This is a genomic window from Sphingobacteriales bacterium, assembly GCA_016706405.1.
Taxonomy (GTDB): domain Bacteria; phylum Bacteroidota; class Bacteroidia; order Chitinophagales; family UBA2359; genus BJ6.
In genome coordinates this window covers 784,280-803,185 of sequence record JADJJT010000002.1, presented here as the reverse complement: position 1 = coordinate 803,185, position 18,906 = coordinate 784,280, and the positions used below count along the sequence as shown (strand labels likewise).

Annotated in this window: 15 protein-coding genes; all 15 read right to left on the bottom strand. The window is 39.7% G+C overall.

Annotated elements, in window-relative coordinates; genetic code table 11:
• Window positions 1–219: 219 nt before the first annotated feature.
• The 15 genes from pfkA to mraZ all read right to left on the bottom strand — a co-directional run bounded on the left by pfkA (window position 220) and on the right by mraZ (window position 18,634).
• Window positions 220–1,212, bottom strand: a complete 993-nt coding sequence (gene pfkA / locus IPI59_09485) for a 6-phosphofructokinase (GenBank protein ID MBK7527765.1) — start codon at window positions 1,210–1,212, stop codon at window positions 220–222.
• A gap of 349 nt (window positions 1,213–1,561) precedes the next feature.
• Window positions 1,562–2,986 carry a cell division protein FtsZ gene (ftsZ, locus tag IPI59_09480; GenBank protein ID MBK7527764.1) on the bottom strand — a complete coding sequence of 475 codons (1,425 nt, stop codon included), beginning with the start codon at window positions 2,984–2,986 and terminating at the stop codon, window positions 1,562–1,564.
• A gap of 93 nt (window positions 2,987–3,079) precedes the next feature.
• Entirely contained in the window at window positions 3,080–4,510 is a 1,431-nt protein-coding gene (ftsA, locus tag IPI59_09475) for a cell division protein FtsA (GenBank protein ID MBK7527763.1), read from the bottom strand.
• A gap of 165 nt (window positions 4,511–4,675) precedes the next feature.
• A complete protein-coding gene (locus tag IPI59_09470; GenBank protein ID MBK7527762.1) occupies window positions 4,676–5,455 on the bottom strand; it encodes a hypothetical protein in 780 nt (259 codons plus the stop codon).
• 51 nt (window positions 5,456–5,506) lie between these two features.
• A complete protein-coding gene (locus IPI59_09465) occupies window positions 5,507–6,883 on the bottom strand; it encodes a UDP-N-acetylmuramate--L-alanine ligase (protein ID MBK7527761.1) in 1,377 nt (458 codons plus the stop codon).
• An 80-nt stretch (window positions 6,884–6,963) separates the two neighbouring features.
• The gene (gene murG / locus IPI59_09460) at window positions 6,964–8,094 is read right to left on the bottom strand and encodes an undecaprenyldiphospho-muramoylpentapeptide beta-N-acetylglucosaminyltransferase (protein MBK7527760.1); all 1,131 of its coding nucleotides are present in this window, start codon (window positions 8,092–8,094) and stop codon (window positions 6,964–6,966) included.
• 46 nt (window positions 8,095–8,140) lie between these two features.
• A complete protein-coding gene (locus tag IPI59_09455) occupies window positions 8,141–9,286 on the bottom strand; it encodes an FtsW/RodA/SpoVE family cell cycle protein (protein ID MBK7527759.1) in 1,146 nt (381 codons plus the stop codon).
• Between the two features lie 69 nt (window positions 9,287–9,355).
• Window positions 9,356–10,027 carry an HAD family hydrolase gene (locus tag IPI59_09450; protein MBK7527758.1) on the bottom strand — a complete coding sequence of 224 codons (672 nt, stop codon included), beginning with the start codon at window positions 10,025–10,027 and terminating at the stop codon, window positions 9,356–9,358.
• Window positions 10,028–10,114: 87 nt separating this feature from the next.
• A complete protein-coding gene (murD, locus tag IPI59_09445; protein MBK7527757.1) occupies window positions 10,115–11,587 on the bottom strand; it encodes a UDP-N-acetylmuramoyl-L-alanine--D-glutamate ligase in 1,473 nt (490 codons plus the stop codon).
• Between the two features lie 65 nt (window positions 11,588–11,652).
• Window positions 11,653–12,930: a phospho-N-acetylmuramoyl-pentapeptide-transferase gene (locus IPI59_09440; GenBank protein MBK7527756.1), complete on the bottom strand. Its 1,278-nt coding sequence runs from the start codon at window positions 12,928–12,930 to the stop codon at window positions 11,653–11,655.
• A 153-nt stretch (window positions 12,931–13,083) separates the two neighbouring features.
• Complete coding sequence (locus tag IPI59_09435) at window positions 13,084–14,583, bottom strand: UDP-N-acetylmuramoyl-L-alanyl-D-glutamate--2,6-diaminopimelate ligase (protein MBK7527755.1); 1,500 nt, start codon at window positions 14,581–14,583, stop codon at window positions 13,084–13,086.
• Window positions 14,584–14,605: 22 nt separating this feature from the next.
• Window positions 14,606–16,726 carry a transpeptidase family protein gene (locus IPI59_09430; GenBank protein MBK7527754.1) on the bottom strand — a complete coding sequence of 707 codons (2,121 nt, stop codon included), beginning with the start codon at window positions 16,724–16,726 and terminating at the stop codon, window positions 14,606–14,608.
• Window positions 16,727–16,764: 38 nt separating this feature from the next.
• The gene (locus IPI59_09425) at window positions 16,765–17,130 is read right to left on the bottom strand and encodes a hypothetical protein (protein ID MBK7527753.1); all 366 of its coding nucleotides are present in this window, start codon (window positions 17,128–17,130) and stop codon (window positions 16,765–16,767) included.
• Window positions 17,131–17,185: 55 nt separating this feature from the next.
• Window positions 17,186–18,088 (bottom strand): 16S rRNA (cytosine(1402)-N(4))-methyltransferase RsmH, encoded by a 903-nt coding sequence (rsmH, locus tag IPI59_09420; protein ID MBK7527752.1) that lies wholly within the window; start codon window positions 18,086–18,088, stop codon window positions 17,186–17,188.
• An 87-nt stretch (window positions 18,089–18,175) separates the two neighbouring features.
• On the bottom strand, window positions 18,176–18,634 hold the full coding sequence (gene mraZ, locus IPI59_09415) for a division/cell wall cluster transcriptional repressor MraZ (protein MBK7527751.1): 459 nt from the start codon (window positions 18,632–18,634) through the stop codon (window positions 18,176–18,178).
• Between the last annotated feature and the right edge of the window lie 272 nt (window positions 18,635–18,906).

The following is an 18,906-nucleotide window of genomic DNA, read 5'->3' as shown; positions in this document are numbered from 1 at the left end:
GTACTAATTAAAATGGGTTGTAGCTTAAACCTAAATGAAACACATGTGTTTGCAAGGGCGGGTAGATTGGGAGTTAGGTAACTCCGGATACTTTAGAATCATCGCTGTTCATGACCGTATAAACTCCGGAAAAAGAAATTTCATGAGATAATTTTTCAACCAATATCATCCGGTTTTTAAAAGTCCATCTTAATTCAAACAAAAGTCTGATAAAAGCAATTAATAAGCCAAAATTTCGGCAATGCGAGCCAAACTATTGTGGTTGAAGACAGCTTTTTGAGTGGCGCTATCTATTAAGGGCACATATACAATTTGGTTGTTTTGTATGCCTACCATCATTTTATTTTGACCTTCAAGCAGGCCTTCAACGGCGGCCACTCCCATTCGGCTGGCCAACACCCTGTCGAAACAACTTGGATTGCCACCGCGCTGTATATGGCCCAATATTGTTACCCGTATATCGTAGCGGTTGCCCAAGCGCGGTTTTACTTTTTTAACGATGTCAAAAGCGCCGCCGGCCTCATCACCTTCGGACACTATAACTATTGACGAGGTTTTTTTATGTTTCCAACCGTATTTTAAGGTTTTTACTAAGTTTTTTAAATTGGTTATACTTTCAGGAATAAGCACTGCCTCGGCTCCGGTAGCTATACCACAGGGAAGGGCAATAAAACCGGCATCGCGGCCCATCACTTCAATAAAAAAAAGGCGGTCGTGGCTATCGGCGGTATCGCGTATTTTGTCTATGGCCTCAACAACGGTATTCATGGCCGTATCGTAGCCAATAGTATAGTCGGTGCCGTACATATCATTGTCAATCGTTCCGGGAATACCAATAACAGGTAGGTCGTATTCGCTCGAGAAGGCATGTGCGCCTTTAAAAGTACCATCGCCGCCAATAAGCACAAGGGCATCAATTTGGGCTTTTTTTATCTTTTTGTAGGCCTTTTTTCTGCCTTCGGCCTCTTTAAAAGCCAAGCAACGCGCCGATTTTAAAATTGTGCCGCCGCGATGTATAATATTGCTAACCGACCGCGAATTCATTTCCTCAAAATCGCCTTCAATCATGCCTTGGTAACCTCGTTTAATACCAGTTATTTGTATGTTATGGTAACAGGCTGCGCGTACTACTGCGCGTATGCAGGCGTTCATGCCCGGCGAGTCGCCGCCCGAGGTTAATATGCCAATTTTCCGGATGGTGGTAGGTTCCATTTTTTATGTTTTTGTGAACATTTAAAGTATATGGTTTATGTCAATTACTTAGCAAAATTACAAACTGTAATTATTAATGCGTCATTTTATTTAATGATGAACACTTAAATTTTTTTCATCTAAAGTTTCACAGAGATCATTTTCCGGATAAAATCTATTCCGGAAATTGTAATATATATATACGTTTAACTATTTAAAATTTATCCGGAAAACTGAAAAAAATAAGGGGAGGAGCTTGTACGCGCCTCCCCATTTACCACCTCACTATCAAGTGCGTTTGCACCGAAAGTATTTATTTTGTCAATTTTTTGTTACAGCATTTAATGAAGTTTTAACGATGCTGAAATTATTAATCCGGATTGTCGTGCAAAAAAGTATTGCGTCTTTTAATTTCTGTGTGGCGGTGTTCGTCTTCTTGCAGTTGGTATTTCGATAAATTAGTTTCTGACGAGTGGGGGGTGTCATCCAATTGTATATTACGGCGTTTGTAGGCAGGTTCGCGTTCTAATTCACTTAGGTTTTCGTTTAATTTTTGATTACTTAAGCCTTGTAAACGGCGGCGGCGCTCTATTATTATTTTCATATTTTCATCGGGGCTTGTTGTAGGCTGTTCTGGTGTTCTTTTAAGTGGCTGTTGTACGTTTGGCATTACTGGTTCATCCTCTAAAGACACTACAATTCGCTCTTGTTTGGGTGGTGCAACTGGCTGTTGTTCGATAATTGGCTGTTGTTGCTGTTGTTGTTGATTACGTTTAGTAGTTGCCGTTTGTTGTTTTTTTTGGAAGTCGTTTTCGGTACTATTTTCTTCGTTCTTGTCTTGTGAAAATCCGGTGGCTATAATAGTAACAGCCAATTGGTTTTCGAGCGACATGTCAACGCTATTACCCCAAATTACTTCTTCGGCATCGCAGCCTACAGCTTCGGCAATATAGTCGGTAATATCTGAAATTTCATCCATTAGCAGTTCGCGTTTGCCCGATGTAATATGTAATAAAATATTTTTGGCGCCACGAATGTCGTTATTGTTTAGCAACGGCGATTCGAGGGCTTGCCGGATGGCTTTCTGGGCGCGGTCTTCACCGTCTGCAACACCTGTACCCATAACAGCTACCCCACTATTTTTCATTACTGAGTTTACGTCTTCAAAATCGACATTAACATAGCCCGGAACAGTAATAATTTCGGCAATTCCTTTGGCGGCAGTTGTTACTACGTTGTCGGCATGGGCAAATGCCGCCGATACGGTAAGGGTGCCAAAGAGTTCGCGGAGTTTTTCGTTTGATATTAAAATTAGGGTATCAACGTTTTGTTTCATTTCTTCAATGCCATTTTGGGCTTGTTGCAGGCGTTTGCGCCCTTCAAAACCGAACGGAGCGGTAACGATGCCCACCGTTAAAATGCCTAACTCACGGGCTATACGAGCTACAACAGGTGCACCACCCGTACCCGTGCCACCACCCATGCCGGCTGTAATAAATACCATTTTAGTATTTTGGCCAAGGGCTTTTTTTATTTCGTCAATACTTTCGATAGTGGCATTTTTGCCTACTTCGGGTTGCGAGCCAGCACCTCGGCCATCGGTAAGTTGAGGGCCAAGGGTAATTTTGCGCGGTACGGGGCTTTGAGCAATGGCTTGGGCATCGGTGTTGCATATAATAAAGCTAACTCCTGTAATGCCTTCGTTGTACATGTGGTTTACGGCATTGCATCCGCCGCCGCCAACACCTATAACTTTAATAATGGTGTCGTGGTCTTTTGGAAGGTCAAAGTGGATATTCATGGTAAAAATAATTTTTGTAGTAATAAAAGTTTAAGTTTGCGTTTAGTGTAGTTTTTTGCGGTTTAATAACGGCAAATATTATTAAAATTAATTGCGTACGTTTTTGAAGTCGTCTAATTTGTCGCCACCTTCGAGCCAATTACGACTGACTTTTAAAAAGCGGGATAGCCAGTTATCTGTGGCTTGCTCGTTGGTGTTCAGGGCAAGGGGGGCTTCCTCTTCAAACTCTTCGATAGTGTTTTGGTGGGCTTGGTTATTGCTTGCCTCGGTGTTAATTACTTGGGTAGGCTGGGCAGAAGTTTCGTTGTTTGGTTGGGGTTGGGCAGTTGGTTCCTCTATTTTTTGTGTGCTCACGGGTTGTTCGGTAGCTAAAGCTGAAATAGCCAAGCCAATTCCGGTTGCATAAATAGGGTTGCGCAATTCTATAGGGTTGTGTTTATTTAAATGTTCGTCGGCATAGCCAATACGTATATCTAAGCCGGTAATCATTTGTGCTAAATGAACAAGTTGAGTTAGTTGTGCGCCGCCTCCGGTAATAACAATACCACCTATTAGTTTTCGTTCAAAGCCCGCCGATGCAATTTCGTTGTAAACATACTCTAAAATTTCCTCCATACGTGCTTGTATAATTTGGCTTAAATTGCGCACCGAAATTTCTTTGGGGCCGCGTCCGCGCAGGCCGTTAATAGTAACAAATTTGTTTTCTTGCCCTTTTTCAACAAGTGCCGAACCAAATTTTACTTTTAGTTTTTCAGCTTGCTCGGGCATAACCATGCAACCTTCTTTTATATCTTCGGTAATGATATTTCCGCCTAACGGAATAACTGCGCTATGTCGTAAAATGCCATCTAAAAACAGGGTTAGGTCGGTGGTGCCGCCTCCAATATCAACTAAAGCAACGCCTGCCTCAATTTCTTCGGCGCATAGTACGGCAGCAGCCGAGGCTATAGGTTCGAGCATAATTTCGACAACTTCATATCCGGCGCGTTGCACACAGCGATGAATGTTTTGTATGGCCGATTTTTGTCCGGTAATGACATGAAAATTACCTTCTAAACGTACCCCCGACATGCCAATAGGGTCTTTAATACCTTTTTCGGCATCTACGTTAAACTCTTGAGGTAAAACATGGATAATTTGGTTGTCGAGGGCATAGGCGGCTTTGTACACATCGTCTATTAGGCGTGCAATGTCGCCTTTGTTTATTTCTTCTTGGTCGTGCGAGCGCATAATATAGGCTTTATGAATGGCACTTTTTATGTGCTGTCCGGCAATACCAACATATAAATTATAAATTGGTATGCCCGATTTACGGCTGGCATCGGCAACTACTGTTTTAATAGCTTCAACGGTTTTGTCAATATTGGTAATAACGCCGCGCATAACGCCTGTTGAGTTTGTTTTGCTCATGGCTAAAATATCGAGTTTACCGTTCGAGGTTTTGCGGGCAACAATGCAGGTAATTTTAGTGGTACCTATGTCAAGTGCTGCAATAATTTGGGGTGTATTTGACCTCATAAATTAACGATTTAATGATTTAACTTTATTGATAATGGATGGTGTATTTTAATTTTTAGTTTCTTAGAAATAGATTTGGTTGCAAGAGGATTTTAGCTGTTAATTAGGTTTTTAACCCGGATATTAGTTTTGTTTCTATTTTTTGTTTTTTAGCATCTTGCAAACTTATTTTTTTGTGCATACAACTTGGTTGTTAAACTTTAGCGATATTAATTTATATTGGTTTAAATCAATTTTATCAATGACTTGTAATAAAAAAGCTTCGAAATTGGCCAATTTTGTTTCCATATTATTAGTTGTACCAAGTAATATTTCAAAGTTACCTAATTTGGGTTGCAGGTATAAGTCGCCATTTTGGGCTACGTAAATTTGTTCAATCAACGCTTGCCAAAATTTGCTTGAGTTTATGTATTTTACCAATTCAAAAATTCCTTGAAGGTGTTCTCCTTCAATCTTTCCTTTATTTTTACCATTATCGCGGAGGTAACCGGTTACTACGGGCACTCGTGCCGAAAAAAGTTTTGAGGTTGGCATTTTCAGGCCATCGGAGGTAAGGTAGTAGTTTGCGTTATCGCGGTCAATAATGCGAACAATGGGGTTTTGTTGTTGGACTTCGACCCACATTTTGCCATTAATATCTATGTAGATTTCGGCATTTTTAATATAGGGGGTGTTTACCAAATAAGCTTCGAGCGATTGGGTATTAATAGCATTAACGGGTACATGGAGATTTCTATCCGGAAATTTAGCTTTTAACATTTCTTTTACCCCCTCTTCGGTTACAAAATAATTACCTTCGCTTTGGTTAATCGTTACGGCAATATCACTGCAAACTCTATTGGCTTGCGACGATCCGGATGCCCCAATGGTAAACACAAAAAGTACACCCAAACTAAACCAGCCAAGGGCAATAAGTTGTGATTTATATCTTTTAATCCAATTCATGTTAGTTGTATGTGTAAAGTTTATACTTGTTTTGTTAATCAATAAGTTAAATTAATCTTTATCGTTGTTATGGGTAACTGCCGCTACAATATCGGGTAGCATTTCGCCGATATCGCCTGCGCCAATGGTTAGCAGAATTTCATAATCATTATGTTTTTGAAGATACTTTATTAATTTGCTTTTTTCAATTTTTACTTTGTTTGGGTTTGTACAGGCATTAAAAATAAGGTCTTCGGTTACGCCTTCGATTGGATTTTCGCGGGCTGCGTAAATGTCAAGCAAAATAATTTCGTCGGCAAGGTCAAGGCTTTGGGCAAAGCCCTGGGCAAAGTCGCGGGTGCGCGTGTAAAGGTGGGGTTGAAAAATGGCTGTAATTTTTTTATTGGGGTATAATTGGCGAACCGAGGTAAGAAAAGCTTTAATTTCTTCGGGGTGATGGGCGTAATCGTCAATTATAATTGGTTTTGATTCTGTATTCCAATATTCAAATCGGCGGGCTAATCCGGAAAAATTTGCCAAGGCTTCGGCAATTGCTTGTCTTGATATACCCAAATGCTGTGCTACGGCAATAGCAGCCAGTGCATTTTCAATATTGTGTATTCCATCAACGGCAAGTTGGCAATGTTCAATAATACCTTCGGGGGTGTAGGCTTCAAAGGTATTCTTTCCGTGTTCAATGACTACATTTTGTGCGAAGTAGGCTGCGCCAGGGTCGGCATAATGGTAGGTGTTGAGTTGCCGGCTTTCGAGTTCGGCAATTACGGGCAATCCTTTTTTAATAATTAGCTTTCCGTAATCTTTTGTGCACTGGCCAAAATCAACGTATGCACGTTGAACGGCTTGTTCGTTTTCGTAAATATCAAGGTGGTCGGCATCGGTGGCGGTTATTACGGCAATATCCGGTTTAAGGCGTAAAAACGATTTGTCGTACTCATCGGCTTCTACAACTACCACATCGTTGCTACCCATTACAAAATTGGAGTTATAGTTTTTCATAACAGCGCCAACAAAGGCGGTGCAGTCAAAGCCCGAGTTTTTTAATATATGTGTAATCATTGCCGAAACACTACTTTTGCCATGTGTGCCGGCAACAGCTATGGTAAAAGTACTTTGGGTAATCCAGGCTAAAACTTCGCTTCGCTTTTTAACATCGTAGCCATTTTCGCGGTAATACGTCAATTCGGCATTTGTTTCTGGAATTGCCGGCGTATAAACTACCATGTCGGCATCTTTGGGTATCAGGTCAATATTTTCTTCAAAATGAATATCAATACCTTCTTGCATTAGCTCGTTTGTAATGGGGCTGGGTGAGCGGTCATAGCCCGCTACCGCCATGCCTTTTTGCACAAAATATCGGGCTATGGCACTCATGCCTATACCGCCTATGCCAATAAAATAAATTGACCTTTTAGATTGTAGTTTAAACATCATAATAATTTAGTTGCAATAGGCTTTTAAAATATATTATTTATTAAATGAAATTAGAAATTATGCGTTGTGGGTGTTTACTATTTTTCCGGATATATTATTTGATTCAATACTACCTCTGCTATTCGGTTGGCAGCATCTGGTATGGCTAAGCGTTTAATATTTTCTGCTAATAAATTGGCAAACTGAGCGTCGAAAAGTATTTTTGTAATAGCTGGGTAAAGTTGGGTGTCTGCTTCTTTATCGGTTACCATTAGGGCGGCATTTTTGCTCATTAATTGTTGTGCATTTGCCGTTTGATGGTCTTCGGCAACATTAGGCGAGGGCATTAGGATAGTAGGTTTGCCCACTAAACAAAGTTCTGATATTGTTCCGCCAGCCCGCGATACAATGCCGTCTGCGGCAATATAGGCTAGGTCCATCCGGTCAATAAAATCGGTCAAATAAATAGATTCTTTGTATTGTTCAATTAATGGTTTAAGTTCGTTAATGTATAACTGACCGCATTGCCATATAATTTGTATTGGTGCTTGATTAATGTTATTATGGTGGTTAAACAGATGTGGCAAAGCTTGTAAAATACCGTTGTTAATGCCGCGTGCACCTAAACTGCCGCCGGTTACAAATAAAGTTTTTTTATCCGGATGAAGGTTAAAATGAGAAAGTGCATCGAGCTTGTTTCCGGATAATTCTACTATTTGGCTTCTTACTGGATTTCCGGTACGGATTATTTTTTCTTCCGGAAACCATTGCTCCATTCCATCATAAACAACACAAATTTTTGCTGCATGTTTGGCCAATAATTTATTGGTAATACCAGGGTACGAGTTTTGCTCTTGCAGCACAATAGGTATTTTTTTAAGTGCGGCTGCCTGCAATAATGGCCCACTGGCATAACCGCCAACACCAACAGCAACTTGGGGTTTAAAGCGTTGTATGATGCCCCACGATTTCCATAAACTCGATACTACTTTAAAAGGAAACGATAAATTATTGAAGGTTAATTTGCGCTGTAATCCACTAATCCATAGACCTTCAATTTGGTAACCTGCCTGGGGTACTTTTTGCATTTCAATTTTGCCTTTGGCACCTACAAATAATAGTTGAGCTTTGGGCATGGCTGTTTTAATGGCATTTGCTATGGCTATTGCCGGAAAAACGTGGCCTCCAGTGCCGCCTCCACTTATTATTATTTTGGGTTGCAAAGACATATATTGTTGCTTGTATATTGTTTATTTATTATTATATATTTATGGTTTAATGTGATTGAGCTTGCATGTTTTGTTCAATGTGGCGACTTACACTTAAAATAATTCCAATGGCTAAACTTGTAAATAACAACGAAGTACCGCCCATACTTACCAAGGGTAAAACCAACCCGGTTGCGGGTACAAGATCGAGCGTTATGGCTATGTTTAGTAAAGCCTGAATAACAATACTTAAACTTAAACCAAAGGCAAGTAATGCGCCAAAGGCACCTGGGCTTTTAGCAAAAATGCGGATGCTGCGGTACAATAATATCAGGTAGGCGGTAATTAGCATTAGGCCGCCTAAAAATCCATACTCTTCAACAATAATGGCATAGATGTAGTCTGAGTATGGGTTGGGTAAAAAGTTTCGTTGTTCGCTGTTTCCGGGCATTACACCAATTAGGCCACCTTTGGCAATAGCTACTTTTGCTTGTTTTACCTGCCATGACTCCTCCTTTTCAGTTCCGTTTACATATTGCTCAATTCGTTGTTTCCATGTTTCGGTACGACCTTTATGGCCTGTAAAAGTTGTAAAAATCAAGTATATACTAAACACTACACAGCCATAAAGCAAGGCATTAATTAGGTATTTAATAGGTATTCGGCCAACAAACATTAATAGCCAGCAAGTTGTAAACACCAATAAGGCCGTTGATAAATTAGCGGGTACTATTAAAAAGAAAACTAATAAAATGGGTATTAATATAGGTAAAAATGCCTGCTCGAAGTTTTTTATACTGTGCTGAAACTTAGATAACATACTGGCTGTGTACATAATAATGGCAAGTTTTGCCAAATCGGAGGTTTGAAAACTTACCCCCAAAATTGGTATTCTTAACCAACGGCTGGCGTCGTTAATATTGGCACCTAAAAATAAGGTAATGGCTAGCAAGGGTATGGCTATCCAAAGTAAAACCAGCGATATACGCGCATAGTAGTTGTAGTTAATTCGGTGTGCAACAAACATTAAAACAAAACTTACTGCTACCAACACAAACTGCCGAAACAAAAAATACTCGGTATTACCATTGGCTTTATTAAATGCCATACTGCTGCTAGCACTGTAAACGGCCAACAACGAGAAAAACAACAACAGAATAGCAATAGACCAAATGTACCGGTCGCCTTTTAGTTTATCGAGAATAAATTGCATAAGTAAAAGATAATTTTAGTTGGCAGCTAAAAATTGTTTGTTCTGTTATACTTTTATATTAAAGTTAAATTAAATTATTTTTTTAAGCTGTTCAATTTCGTTGTAATTTTTAATGGTAATTTTGGCCCCTAACTTTTTAAGGTCGGTTTCTTTATTCGTTGCAACGCCAACAAATTTAATTCCCAGTTCTTTTGAGGTTTTATAGTCCCAGGGGCCGTCGCCAAAATAGGTAACGCTTTCAAAATTAGGTTGGTCATAATATTCTTTTGCCCATTCAATGGTATTGCGCAAAATTTCACTTCGGTTGTAGTGATAATCGGCTGTTGAAAAAGGATATTTTTTTATGTAAAACCCAATTTGCCGCAATTTGTAGGCAGCCAAGCTAAGCCAGCTTCCGGTAACAAAGCCAATTGCAATATTTTCCTTTTTTAAGGAGTCAATAAATTCGCTTGCGCCGTCAACTTCGGTAAATGCTTCGGGATTTGTTTGGCTTGCCGCTTTTAACTTGAAAGCAAATACTTCTCTGAATTTCATTAGCTCGGTTTTTGTAGGCATCCGCCCCCAGGCTTTTGATAAAATTTCGTTTGTGAGGTAGGTGTCTGTTACATGTTCGTAGGTGCTCCAATCGCTGTTTGTTACCTCAACATCGTATAAAGTTTTAAACGTATCAATAAAACATTTGGTGTCAATAGCGGCGGTGTTCATTAAAGTTCCGTCAATATCAAAAATTACTAATTTCATAATATGTATTTGATTTGGTTTTTTTTATATTTATATGCTATGTTTAAATTTAATTAAGCGTTTTTCGCGGCAAGTATTGTTAGTTTTTTATCCGGAAATAGTTGGATGATGTTGAGTTATTGAATTCAATAGGTTTTGGACTGCTGTTTTAAATTGCCGCCCTCTGTCTTCGTAATTTTTGAATAAGTCAAAACTTGCACAGGCAGGCGACAACAATACAGCATCGCCTTTTTGCGCATTTCCAAAGGCTGTTTTAACTGCTTCGGCTGCACTTTTGGTATAAAAAATGGGTATTTTTAAGTGGGCAAAACTTCTATCGATGGGGGTATTATCTATGCCTAAACAAACAATTGTTTTAACTTTTTGCTGTACTAAATGCATTATTGTGTTATAGTCATTGCCTTTATCTTTACCGCCAACTACCCAAATAATGGGCTGTGTAAGGGCATCTAAAGCATAAAAAGTACTGTCCACGTTGGTTGCTTTGCTGTCGTTAATAAAGGTTACCCCTTCTATTGTGCCACAGGGCTCAAGTCGGTGTTCAAGTGGGCTAAAACTGTTTAAGCCTTTAAGCAGCTGACTATTGGGCATACCAAATAATGATGCAGCCAAACAAGCAGCCATAGCATTATACAAGTTATGTTTTCCTAATATTTGCAGTTTGTTTGTGGGCAATATAGTTTGATTTACTGGGGTTATGAGTTTTATTTCCGGAGGTGTTTGTTGCTGTGTTTTTTTGGTTGATGTATCAATTAGTAAAGCCTCGATATTCTTATTTTTATCCGGATATTGATTTTGGTGCGTTATTGCTTCTTCCTCTAAGCCAAAACTGCCTTGTTGTGCTTTGTTATTATTGTATTGTAACAAGTATTGCATTGTTACCGGGTCGTTGTGGTTGTAAATAAAGTAATCGGTTTCAGTTTGGTTTTTTATAATTTTAAATTTTGAGGCAATATAATTTTCAAATTGGTAGTTATAACGGTCTAAATGGTCGGGGGTAATATTGGTAAGAACGGCAATATGTGGTTTAAATTTTTCTATATCGTCTAACTGAAAACTGCTTATTTCAAGCACCCATACCTCAATACTTTTTTGAAATTTGTTTTGAGTTTGCTGCTCGTACACGGCTTTGGCAAAGCTAAATCCAACATTGCCCACCAATTTAGCATTGTAGCCTGCCGAAGTCAATAAATACCAAATTAAACTTGTGGTAGTTGTTTTGCCGTTGCTGCCGGTAATGGCAATAATGGGCGTTTTGGTAAACCAAGAGGCAAATTCGACTTCGCTAACAAGTGGAAGCTCTTTTTTATTCCGGATAGCTTGCACTACCGGAGTATTTTCGGCAATTCCGGGGCTTTTAACTACCAAATTGCCTGCTAATATCTCATTTACGTTGTGATTTTCTTCTTCGTATTTTATACCAGCTTCTTCAAAAATTATTTTCGTTTCGGGTAATATTTTTCCTGCATCCGACACAAACACACTGTACCCCTGTTGCTGCCCAAGTAAGGCTGCCCCAAGTCCGCTTTCGCCAGCACCAAGTACAATTAGTTTGTTCATTTTATTTATTTATTTAATTATTAGTAGAAAAAGTATTAATTTATATGGGTGATATTTTTGTGTAATTATCTAATTTTAAAAGTTACAAAAGTTAAAGCGGCTAATAATATACCTACTAAAAAAAAGCGCATTACAATTTTTGATTCGTGGATGCCTTTTACCTGATAATGATGGTGTAAGGGCGACATTAAAAAGATACGGCGGCCTTGTCCAAATTTTTTTTTGGTTCGTTTAAAATACCAAACCTGCAATATTACCGATAAGCTTTCGATAAAAAAGATGCCGCATAGTAATGGAATTAGCAGTTCTTTACGGGTTATAATTGCTAAGGCGGCAATAATACTGCCAAGGGTTAGGCTGCCTGTGTCGCCCATAAATACTTGGGCGGGGTGGGCGTTGTACCATAAAAAGCCAAAACAAGCGCCGGTAAAGGCTGCCGCAAAAATTACCAACTCGCCAATTTCGGGCAGGTATAACACATTTAAATAAGACGATAAAATTACATTCCCCGAAATATAGGCAAACAAAATCATGCATAACCCCGATATTCCGGATAAACCCGCCGCTAATCCGTCAATTCCATCAGTTAAATTAGCTGCATTCGATACGGCTGTTACAATAAAAATAACGGCAAAAATGTAAATAAGAAAGCCCCACCAAGCAGCTTTTGGATTAAAAAAGGCTAAAATTTCGGCATAGTTAAACGACAAGTTTTTCCAAAACGGCACATTGGTTACAGGTGCATTGTAAAGGGCAAACGTGCGCATATTACCTTCTATATTTTGTTGTTTAACTTGGCAATGAGGCGCATACGGGTAGTTGTCTTTACACCAAGTCGCTTTATTGGGGGCGTTTGTTATATCTGTTCTAATAGTTACTTGTGGACTAAAATACATGACAACACCTAATATTAAGCCCAACCCGACTTGCCCTAATATTTTAAACTGGCCTCTAAGTCCTTTTTTGTCTTGTTTAAAAACTTTAATATAATCGTCAATAAATCCAATGGTACCCATCCACACCGTAACAACAAGCATTATAATAATATAAATATTGTTTAATTTAGTCAATAATAAAGTTGGTACTAAAATAGCGCCTAAAATTATTAAACCGCCCATTGTTGGGGTGCCGCGCTTTTTTTCTTCCCCTTTTAAACCTAATTCACGTATGGTTTCTTTTACCTGTAAATTGTGTAATCTTTGTATTAGTTTGTTACCAAATACTACCGTTATCAATAAGGCAATAATAAGCGCCAAGGCCGCCCTAAACGATAAAAACTGAAATAGGCGCGCCCCCGGAAAATCGTAATGCCGATATAATATGTCAAATAGATGGTATAACACTCAAGTAGTATATTGTTAGTATTTAATTAATAGGTTGCAATTTGTAGCTGTTGGCTGTTGGCTGTTAGGTGATGGCTGATGGCTGATGGCTGTTGGCTGTTGGCTGATGGCTATTGGCTTCTGGCTTCTGGCTGTTAGCTCATAATTCGTAATTCATTTGTTTAGTTCTTCAAAGCTTGTTTTTAATATAATTTTATCATCAAAAGGGTGTTTTACCCCATTTATTTCTTGGTATTTTTCGTGACCTTTGCCAGCCACTAACACAATATCGCCGGGCTGGGCTAAGCGGCAGGCAAGCCTAATTGCTTCGCGTCTGTTGGCGTTTACCATTACGGTAGGTGCAGCGTGGGGCGCAATGCCTTGTAGCATATCGGCAATAATAGCGTCGGGGTTTTCTGAGCGAGGGTTGTCTGAGGTAATGATAGTTTGATTGCTATACTCGCAGGCAATTTTGGCCATTTGCGGGCGTTTAAGTTTGTCGCGGTCGCCGCCGCACCCTACTACCGTTAGCACCTGCCCATTGCCAGTTTTAGTTGCAAGAATGGTTTTTAACACATTGGCTAAGGCATCTGGAGTATGCGCATAGTCCACAATACCAGTAATTTTGCCCGATGGAGCATAAACAGCATCAAATCGGCCTTCGGCGGTTGTTAAATTGCTTAGGGCTACTAAGGTTTGTGTTTGGGGCTGTCCCAATAAACGGGCAGCAGCATAAATAGCCAATAAATTATAGGCGTTAAATTCGCCTACCAACCGGGTATGAACTTCAATCCCATCAAGGTTTAGCAACAATCCCGAAAAGCTATTTTCTATAATGCGCGCGTTGTAATTGGCTATGTTTTTAAGTGCAAACGTATAACGTTTTGCTTTGGTGTTTTGCACCATAATTTGCCCCCGGCGGTCGTCTATATTTGTAAGCGCAAACGCGGTTGGGGGCAATTGGTCAAAATATTCTTGTTTTGCTTTTATGTAAGCATCAAAACTGCCGTGATAATCTAAATGGTCGTGCGATATATTAGTAAAAATACCCCCTGCAAAGTGTAATCCGGCAATACGATTTTGAACAACAGCATGAGAGCTTACCTCCATAAAACAGTATTGGCAATTTGCCTTAACCATATCGGCTAAAATTTGGTTGATACTTATAGCATCGGGGGTAGTATGTGTAGCGGGTAATTGGCTTGCTCCAATGCAATTTGTAACTGTTGATAATAAGCCGCACGTATAACCTAATTGGGTAAACAATTTGTGTAATAGCGTGGCCGTAGTTGTTTTGCCATTAGTGCCAGTTACGCCTACCAACTGTAGTTTTTCTGATGGTTTGCCATAAAAATTATGCGCTATAATACCTAATGATTTTGCCGAATTAGCGGTTTGCAAGTAAACAATATCCGGATGTAATTTGCTGTTTTCGTTGTAATCCTCCTCCGGAAGATGCTCGCATAAAACAGCTACAGCCCCCCCTTTAATAGCAATATTAATAAAATTATGACCATCGGAAACCGTTCCCGAAAGCGCAACAAATAAACAGCCGGGTTGTGCCTTGCGCGAGTCAAAGCATAAGCTCTTAATTTCCGGATTTATTTGGGTATTTCCAGAAACAAGGGCTGTTTTTTCAAGCCAGCTAATTATATGTTTTACGGTGATGGTCAAAATAAATGTTTAGTATTTAATATTATTTTAGTTCAATATAGGCTGTTTGGCCTTGTTTTATGGGAGTTCCCGATGCGGGTTGTTGCCTTACCACCTTACCTCGCCCTGAAAATCTTACTTGTAATCCTTGGTTTTCGAGTAAAAACAGGGCATCGCGCAGGCCCATGCCCATTACGTCAGGGGTACGGTTAGGCGCTTGGGCGGCAAATGGATTAATTTGTAAGGTGTCATTTTTAATTTTGGCATTAACCCATGTGCCTTTAGAATTAGTATTGGGTTTAATTCCAACCGTATTATAAATTGTAGTCAAATCCGATTGATAACCCTTCATAGCGTATAATCCATTTGTGGCTGGCAAGGTAGTATCAAGGTCGGCTATATATTGGCCTGTTTTTGAGTAAACAAAAGCGCTATAAAATTTTTCGGCTATTTCTTTAAATACCGGGCCTGCCACAGTACCGCCATACACGTCTCCGCTTTCAGGCTCAGATATATAGACAATGCACGAGTACAATGGCTTTTCAACGGGGAAGAAGCCCATAAATGAGGCTTGGTATTTTTTTCCTTCGCGGGTGGTGCGCAAAATGGCGGTGCCCGTTTTACCGCCCATTTCAATCTCCGGATTGTATAGTTTTTTGGCTGTTCCTTTTTCAATTACGCCCTTTAGTACCTGCCTTACTCGCTTTGCTGTTTCGGCACTACAAATCTGGCCGTTTTCTTTAGGTCCATACATTTTTACTTGCTGGCTACCGTTGCGCACTTCACTTACTACATATGGCTGCATAGACATACCGTTGTTGGCAATGGCGTTCATAAAAGTTAGCATTTGCAAAGGGGTAAGCTCTAATTCATACCCAATAGACATCCATGGAATAGTAAGTTTGCTCCAACCTTTAGTTCCGGCTGCCTTTATCTCGGGGTTTGCTTCTCCAATTAAGCCTAAATTGCTTGGTTTTGTTAAGCCAAGTTTTTCAAGTTGTTTAATATAAGCCTGCGGGTTATTTTCAAAACGTTGGTTAATAAGGTGGGCTATACCTACATTTGATGATATTTCGATGGCGCGTTTTAAGGTGCTGGTATCCATTCCGTGTGCAAGGGCGTCTAACATTTCTTCGCTGTAAAATTTGTGTTTTCCTTTAAAAAGCGGAATAGAGTCGGTTTCTTTTGCCCAGTCGTTTTCGAGCAGCATGGCCAAAGAAGCCACTTTAAACGTTGAGCCCGGGTAAGATTTACGACCAATGGCATAATTAAAAATTTCTTGATAAGATCCGTCGTCAATGCGACCCAAATTGGCAATTGCTTTAATTTTTCCGGTAGCTACTTCCATCACAACGGCACAACCGTATTTTGCTTGGTGTTCGGCAACAGCTTTAAGAAGGGCGTTTTCGGCAATATCTTGCAAATTAACATCTAAGGTGGTGTAAACGTCCATTCCATTTTCGGCCTCGAGGTCAAAATTGTCGTATAGGGGTATCCACTCGCCTCCGGCTGTTTTATACATAGAGCGCGGTACTGAGGTTCCACGCAAATAGGCATCGAACGAGCCTTCAATACCCGGCGATTCTTCGCGAAGGTAGCCAATAGTGCGCCTTGCCAAGATGCCAAATGGATGGGTTCGTTTGTTGGTAGGAATGTAAATGAAACCTCCTTTGTACCGGCCTAACCTAAAAATAGGAAAGTTTTCGAATTGTTTAAGTTCGTTAAAGTTAAGGTTTTTATCAATAAAGTAATATTGGTTTTGGGCTTTTCGGGCATTAATTAGTTCTTTTTTTATTGAGTCGGGGTGATAGTCGGGTTTATATTGGTATTTATTTTTATAAAAGTTTGACAGATAAATTGAAAAACTGTCTATATGGTTATCAAATACAGTATCCGGAATAGTTTTGGTGTCTATCCGGACTTCAAAATTTGGCAACGATGATGCTAGTAATTTCCCGTCTTCGGCGTAAATATTACCCCGTTCGCCCTCAATAGTATCTATGCGTGTAGTATTTACACCTTTTGCTATCCAAACTTCACGGTCAATCACGGCAATGCTAAAAGTACGTGCCACTAAAAGCACGCCTATTAAAAGCAATACTATACCAACTATGTTGATACGCAGATAAATTATTTGTCTAATATTTCGGTTGCCTTGGGGCATATTGTAGTGGGTGGTGGTTTACGGGGTTTATTAGCTTGTTATGGGCTTTGCGCTTTTAATTTATAAGGTGGGCTGCTCAATTCATGAAGATTTTGCTGTTTTGCGATTTCACTGACTTGGGTTTGCCGGCTAAGCTGCATTAGTTCGGCTCGTAAAGACATTAGTCGCCAGTTCGATTGGGTAATTTCACTTTCTAAGGCTTTAGCTTGTATCATATTGCGTTGGGCGGCGTGTGTATTGGCCATATAACAAAGTACCAAAGAAAAAATAAAAATAATAAAGCCAAGGTCTTTAAGCCAATCTTTAGCACTGCGGTTATTGCTTATAGATTGTTGTGCGCTTTTTACCGTATTGAGCAAAAACTGCCGTATTGGAGTAGGTAATATGCTAGCTTTAACTGACATTTTTTTATTTGGATATTGGTTAATGTATAAGAGATAATTAGGTTTAAGCAAATTATTAAATTTTTTCGGCTACCCGCAGTTTGGCACTTCGAACGCGGTTGTTTTGGGCTATTTCGGCAGCGTTTGGTGTAATGGCTTTTTTGTTTACAGGTTTAAAAACGAGTTGTTTGTTGCCGTATATATCTTTTGTTGGTTCTATATCAAAGTTTCCGTTTTTTATAAAGTTTTTTACTAAGCGGTCTTCGGCAGAGTGGTAGGCAATTATGGCTAATCGCCCACCCGAAGGCAATAAATTGACACTTTGTTGCAGCAAATCGCAAAGCGCGCTCAACTCGTCATTAACTGCTATACGCAATGCCTGAAAAAGTTGGGCATAAAACCCTATTTGATATTTAGGCGGGCCGGCAAAAGCAGCTGTTACCGTTTTTAGCTGCCCAACCCGTGTAATAGCGGTTGTTTGGCGATACTGCACAATAGCATGGGCAATTTTATTGGCCTGGGGCAGCTCGCCATATTGGTAAAACAGGTTGGCAAGTTGTTTTTCGGGGTAAGTATTTAGTATATGTGCGGCAGTTATTGGTTGGTTAGTATCCATTCGCATATCTAAAGGTTGTTCGTCAAAGCGAATTGAAAACCCACGTTTTGGGGTGTCAAACTGGTGTGAGCTAACCCCCAAATCGGCTAAAATACCATTGACCTGGTTAATGCCATTTACGCGCAAATATTTTTCGAGATGCCTAAAATTAGCGGCAACAAATAACAAACGTTCGTCTTCCGGAAGATTGGCTGCTGCGTCTGCATCTTGGTCGAAGGCAACCAACCGCCCCTCGTTTGTCAAAACTGTTAGAATTGCTTTTGTGTGCCCACCCCCGCCAAAGGTAGCATCAACGTACACACCGTTTGGCTTTATCGCCAAGCCAGCAATTGTTTCGGTCAATAATGCAGGGGTATGATACATGGGAGGGGGTAATTGTTAGTTGGGGGCTGTTAGCTTTTGGCTGATGGCTGATGGCTATTGGCTATTGGCTGATGGCTTTTGGCTGAGTTAAGTTGAGTTTACTTTTCCTAAAATTTCGTTGGCTAAGTTTGATACATCTTGTGCGCTAATATTAAATAAATTGTCGTAATCGTTGGCGTTCCATATTTCAATCTTATTGCCTTGCCCTACCAAAATAATATCTTTGCAGTTTAGGTTTGCGTAATCTTTCAGGCGTTTTGGTATTAACATACGGTTGCTGCCATCGAGGGTAATATCAGTTAAGCCGCGGGCAAAAAGGCGAAGTAATAATCTTTCTTTTTCGTTGTACGGATTTAGGTTTTCTAAGCTGCGCTGTTTCTTTTCAAATTCGGGCACACTATACAACTCCAAGCATTTATCTAAGCCCATACCTAAAATTAAACGGTCGCTGCTTTCGGAGGGCAGTTGCCGCACAAATTTAACTGGTATAGCCAAACGCCCTTTTTCATCAATGGTACAAGGTATTTCGCCTATAAAATTGTGCATAATTGGGATGACTTGGGAAATTGCAATAAAATTCTGCACAAAATTACCTTATTTTACCACTCTCTGCCACTTTGTGCCCCAATTTTTTTTCAAATTTTGTAGGTTTATTAATTGTAAATTGCAAAAAACAATAAAATGCTAATTATGTAATTTATAACTTATTAACAATCAATATTTTACAAAGTAAAAAATATTATGATTGATTAGGTTTTGTGGATAATTTTTTTGAGAAAAAATGAAGCCCTACAAGACACGGATTTATTTTAGCTAAA